We start from the raw sequence: 5468 nt of genomic DNA, 5'->3' as shown, positions 1-5468 counted from the left end.
GCGGAGAAGACGGCCGTGGCCAAGAAGGCCGCTGTCGGGGAGGCCGCGGAGAAGAAAGCCGCGGTCAAGAGGGCGAAGGCCGCCAAGGCCGTCGCCGCTGAGAAGGGCGTCGAGGCCGAGGGCGTGCGCGCCGGAGGCAAGAGCACCACCACGAAGAGCGCGGCCGGGAAGGGCACTGCCCGGACCGGCGCGGTCACACAGGACAAGGCCGGGAACAGAACGGCCAAGAAAGCGGGCGCGGCCGAGGCCGCGACGCAGACGGGAGCGACCACGGTGGGTGCGAAGAAGACTCCTGGCACGGCGACGGCGGCCAAGACCGCCGTTCCGAAGGCACGGGTCGCCGCGGCGGAGCCCGGTGAGCTCGCGGTACGCCCTGGTGAGGACCCCTGGACGGAGGCGGAGGTCGAGGAGGCGCGTGCCGAGCTGACGTCCGAGGAGACCCGGCTGAGTGAGGAGATCACGTCGTCGGAGCGCTCGCTCGCCGGTCTGATGCGCGACTCCGGGGACGGCGCGGGCGACGACCAGGCGGACACCGGCACCAAGAACATCACCCGCGAGCACGAGCTGGCCCTGGCCGCCAACGCGCGCGAGATGCTCATCCAGACCGAGCGCGCCCTGGACCGCCTCCACTCGGGCACCTACGGCCTGTGCGAGACCTGCGGCAACGCCATCGGCAAGGCCCGGATGCAGGCCTTCCCGCGGGCCACGCTGTGCGTGGAGTGCAAGCAGAAGCAGGAGCGCCGTTACTGACCGGCGGCCGAATGCCGCCTGAGCACGTGGGGCCAACAGGGTGTGTCGTACCCTCGTCCTCAGTCAGGCACCTAGGTTGAGGGACTCACGTGGCAGAGGCGGAGCGCATCATCGGTACGCCGGACACACCGGACGCTGCCGGGGACGGGCAGGAGCGGCCCGAGGACGCGGCGTCGGGCGAGCGCGCCGACTCCGAGGGCACCCGGGCAGCCGGAGACCCCGGCACGGGTGAGCCGGAGCCCACGGCCGCGCAGCCCCGGGGCAAGCGCCGTATCGCGGTCCTGTTCGCTGTCGCCTTGTTCGCGTACGCCCTCGACCTGAGCACCAAGATGATCGTGGTGGCCAAGCTGGAGCACCACCCGCCCATCGAGATCATCGGGGACTGGCTGAAGTTCGAGGCGATCCGCAACGCGGGTGCGGCCTTCGGCTTCGGCGAGGCCTTCACGGTGATCTTCACCATGATCGCGGCGGCGGTGATCGTGGTGATCGCCCGGCTCGCCCGCAAGCTCTACAGCCTGCCCTGGGCGCTCGCACTCGGACTGCTGCTCGGCGGTGCGCTGGGCAACCTCACCGACCGGATCTTCCGGGCGCCGGGTGTCTTCGAGGGCGCGGTCGTGGACTTCATCGCGCCCAAGCACTTCGCCGTCTTCAACCTGGCCGACTCGGCGATCGTGTGCGGCGGCATCCTGATCGTGCTGCTGTCGTTCAAGGGGCTCGACCCGGACGGCACCGTCCACAAGGACTGACAGGCGCCGTACGGGACTGTCGGACCCGTCCGGCATACTCGACGGGTGAGCACGATTCCCGAGATCCGCACCCTGCCCGTGCCCGACGGACTGGAGGGCGAGCGCGTCGACGCCGCCATCTCCCGTATGTTCGGCTTCTCCCGGACCAAGGCGGCCGAACTCGCCGCCGCGGGGAAGGTCACGGTCGATGGGTCGGTGGTCGGAAAGTCGGAGCGTGTGCACGGCGGCGCCTGGCTGGAGGTCGAGATGCCGCAGGCGCCCGCGCCGGTTCAGGTGGTGGCCGAGCCGGTCGAGGGCATGGAGATCGTGCACGACGACGATGACGTGGTCGTGATCGTCAAGCCGGTGGGCGTCGCCGCTCACCCGTCGCCGGGCTGGACCGGGCCGACCGTCATCGGGGGCCTGGCCGCCGCCGGGTACCGGATCTCCACCTCCGGTGCCGCGGAGCGCCAGGGCATCGTGCACCGCCTCGACGTCGGCACGTCCGGGCTGATGGTCGTGGCCAAGTCGGAGTACGCGTACACCTCGCTGAAGCGCCAGTTCAAGGAGCGCACGGTCGACAAGCGGTACCACACGCTCGTCCAGGGCCACCCCGACCCGACCAGCGGCACCATCGACGCGCCCATCGGCCGCCACCCCCAGCACGATTACAAGTGGGCGGTCACCGCCGAGGGCAAGGCGTCCGTCACGCACTACGACCTCATCGAGGCCTTCCGCGCGGCGTCGCTCCTCGATGTGAAGCTGGAGACCGGCCGCACCCACCAGATCCGCGTCCACATGGCCGCCCACCGGCACCCCTGCGTCGGCGACCTGACCTACGGCGCCGACCCGACCCTCGCCAAGCGCCTCGGCCTGACCCGCCAGTGGCTGCACGCGGTGCGCCTCGGCTTCGAGCACCCCGGGGACGGGCAGTGGGCGGAGTTCTCCTGCGACTACCCGGAGGACCTGCAGAAGGCCCTGGACCAGGTCCGGGAGGAGACGTACGCATGAGCACCCCGCGGTATGCGGTGCGGGTCGTGGAGGACCCCGCCGACCGTGAGGCGTGCTTCGCGGTGCGCAAGGAGGTCTTCGTCGGCGAGCAGGGCGTGCCGGAGGACCTCGAGTACGACGCGTACGACGCGGGGGCCGTGCATGTGCTGGCCGTCCGGGAGGACGGCGTGCCGCTCGGGACCGGGCGGCTGCTGTACGGCGAGGCGGCCGTGGCGCAGACCGGAGCCGGCCCGTCCGTGGGCTGCCTCGGCAGGCTCGCCGTGACCGGCCGGGCGCGGGGCCTCGGTGTCGGGGTCGCCCTGGTGCGGGCCATCGAGGACGCCGCACGCGCGCGTGGACTCGCGGCCGTGGACCTGCACGCCCAGACGCACGCGCTCGGCTTCTACGCGCGGCTCGGCTACGAGACGTACGGGCCGGAGTATCTGGAGGCGGGCATCCCGCACCAGGGGATGCGGCGTTCGCTGTAGCCGCTCGCCGCGGGTGCCGAAACGGTTTGTCCGTGGAGTTGCGTGGCAGGCTTGAGCTCAGTCGTATGACCGTCTGCCCTCCCGGGAGCGCTGACCGTGGATCAGTTGGCCCTGTTGTTCGTGCTGCTGCTCGGGGCCGTGATCAGCGTCCCGGTCGGGGACCGGCTGCGGGTGCCCGCGCCGGTGCTGATGACGCTCCTGGGCATAGTCCTCGCGCTGCTCGAGTTCGTACCGAACGTCGAGATCCCGCCGGACCTCATCCTGCCGCTGCTGCTGCCGCCCCTGTTGTACGCCGCCGTGCGGCGCACGTCGTGGCGGCAGTTCGCGGCGAACAAGAGACCGATCTTCCTGCTGGCCGTGGCGCTGGTGTTCGTCACCATGGCCTGTGTGGCCGCCGCGGCCGACGCGATCGTGCCGGGGCTGCCGCTCGCCGCGGCGTTCGCGCTCGGCGCGCTGGTCGCGCCGCCGGACCCGGTCGCGGCGACCGCCGTGGCCGGGCAGCTCGGGCTGCCGCGCCGGCTGGTGTCGATCCTGGAGGGCGAGGGGCTGTTCAACGACGTGACGGCCATCGTCCTCTACCACGTGGCGATCGCCGCCGCCGTCAGCGGGACGTTCTCACCCTGGCAGGCCGGGCTCGATCTGGTGCTGTCGGCCGTGGTGGGGGCGGCCGTGGGCATCGCGCTGGGCTGGGGCGCCAACAAGCTGATGGAACTGCTCGGGGACGCGACCCTGCAGATCGGGCTGACCCTGCTGGTGCCGTACGCCTCGTACGTCATGGCCGAGGAGCTGCACGGGTCCGGCGTGCTCGCCGTGCTCACCACCGCGGTGTTCCTCGCGGAGTACGGGTCCGACGCCGACGACGTCATGACGCGGCTGGCCGGGCACACGTTCTGGAACATCGTCGACACGCTCGTCACCGGCGTCGCCTTCGGGCTGGTCGGTCTTGAGCTGCACAACGCCATCCGCACCGCGTCCGGCCGCTGGGGCGAACTGCTCGGGTGGGCGGCGGTGGTGGTGGCCGTCGTCGTGTTCGTACGGCTGCTGTGGCTGCTGCCGGCGACCTGGCTGACCAAACGGCTGCACGCGCGGCGGGACTACGACGAGGACATCCCGGTGAGCTGGCGCGAGACCGTGGTCATGTGGTGGTCGGGGATGCGCGGGGTGGCCTCGGTGGCGTTGGTGCTGGCCATTCCGCTGGAGACGGACGCGGGGGCGCCGTTCCCCAACCGGGACGAGCTCATCTTCATCGCGTTCGGGGTGATCGTGGCGACGCTGGTGGTGCAGGGACTGACGTTGCCGTGGCTGGTGCGGTGGCTGGGCGTGAAGGCCGACACGGACCAGGAGAAGGAACTCGCGAAGGAACTGGCGATCCGGGCGTCCAAGGCGGCGAAGCGGAGGCTGCGCGAGATCGAGGAGGAAGAGGAGCTCCCGGAAGAACTGTCCGAGCAGATGCTGCGGCGGGCCTTCGACATCGGGGTGCGGATCAGTCCCGAGGTCGCGGAGGACGAGCGGCGGGAGGCTTCCCGGGAGCGCGCGCGGCGGCTGAAGCAAGTGCGGCGGATCCAGCAGGAGATGCTGAGTGCGGCGCGGCACGAGGTGCTGGCGGCGCGGAGTGAGCCGGGGGCCGATCCGGAGGTCGTGGACCGGGTGTTGCGGCATCTTGATGTGCGGTCGATGCGGTGAGTGGTTTCCCGGCCGGGTCTTCGCCGTCGGCGGCTGACGGGTCGTAGGGTCGTCGTATGGCTCGGAATGTTGTGATCAGTGGTGGAGGGACCGGGATCGGGCTCGCGGCGGCCCGGGCGTTCGCCGCGGGCGGGGATCAGGTTCTGTTGCTCGGGCGGCGGGCCGATGTGCTGGAGAAGGCCGGGGTGCCGGGGGCGCGGACGTATGCGGCGGATCTCACCGAGCCGGCGGACGTGCGGGGTGTGGCCGCGTTCGTGGAGCGGGAGTTCGGGGCCGTGGACGTGCTCGTGCACAGCGCCGGGGGCAACGGACTGCTCGAACCGGACGCCGGGCGTGACGATCCGCTCGAGGCCGTCGCGCACAGCTGGACCGTGAACTTCCGGCTCAACACCCTGACCGCCGTACTGCTCACCGAGGCTCTGAAGCCGCGTCTCGCCGAGCCCGGTGGGCGGGTGCTGTTCCTCGGTTCCATCGCCGTCTACCGGGGATCCGGGAACGGTGCGTACGCGGCGGCCAAGGCGGGTCTGCACCCCTACGCCCATGATCTGGCCCGGCAGCTCGGGCCGCGCGGCATCACCGTGAACGTGGTCGCGCCCGGCTATGTCGAGGACACCGAGTTCTTCGGGGACGCGATGAGCGAGGAGCGGCGGGCGCGGCTCGTCGAGGAGACCTCGACCGGGCGGGCCGGGACCCCCGGTGACGTCGTCGAGACCCTGCACTGGCTGGCCTCCCAGGGTGCCGGGCACATCACCTCCCAGATCATCCAGGTCAACGGCGGCGCCGAACGCGGTCACTGACCGGCCGAGAAGGGGGGCCGCCCGCAGTACGGGCG

General features: G+C 71.5%; 6 protein-coding genes. All 6 read left to right on the top strand.

Going from position 1 to position 5468, the window contains the following annotated elements; genetic code table 11:
• The coding region (locus tag ACFTZL_RS40260) for a TraR/DksA family transcriptional regulator (RefSeq protein ID WP_382594122.1) at positions 1-750 on the top strand (750 nt) is incomplete at its 5' end.
• Between the two features lie 89 nt (positions 751-839).
• Positions 840-1496, top strand: coding sequence for a signal peptidase II (lspA, locus tag ACFTZL_RS40255; RefSeq protein WP_382594119.1), 657 nt, complete (start codon positions 840-842; stop codon positions 1494-1496).
• Positions 1497-1541: 45 nt separating this feature from the next.
• Complete coding sequence (locus tag ACFTZL_RS40250; RefSeq protein WP_382594116.1) at positions 1542-2486, top strand: RluA family pseudouridine synthase; 945 nt, start codon at positions 1542-1544, stop codon at positions 2484-2486.
• Positions 2483-2953, top strand: coding sequence for a GNAT family N-acetyltransferase (locus ACFTZL_RS40245; RefSeq protein WP_382594113.1), 471 nt, complete (start codon positions 2483-2485; stop codon positions 2951-2953). Before ACFTZL_RS40250 ends, ACFTZL_RS40245 begins: the two co-directional genes overlap by 4 nt.
• Positions 2954-3049: 96 nt before the next feature.
• Positions 3050-4636 carry a Na+/H+ antiporter gene (locus tag ACFTZL_RS40240; protein ID WP_382594110.1) on the top strand — a complete coding sequence of 529 codons (1587 nt, stop codon included), beginning with the start codon at positions 3050-3052 and terminating at the stop codon, positions 4634-4636.
• Positions 4637-4692: 56 nt separating this feature from the next.
• The gene (locus tag ACFTZL_RS40235; RefSeq protein ID WP_382594107.1) at positions 4693-5433 is read left to right on the top strand and encodes an SDR family NAD(P)-dependent oxidoreductase; all 741 of its coding nucleotides are present in this window, start codon (positions 4693-4695) and stop codon (positions 5431-5433) included.
• Positions 5434-5468 lie beyond the last annotated feature (35 nt).

Source organism: Streptomyces sp. NPDC056948, assembly GCF_042674225.1.
In the GTDB taxonomy this organism is placed as follows: domain Bacteria; phylum Actinomycetota; class Actinomycetes; order Streptomycetales; family Streptomycetaceae; genus Streptomyces; species Streptomyces purpurascens.
This window is presented reverse-complemented; position numbering and strand designations above follow the sequence as displayed.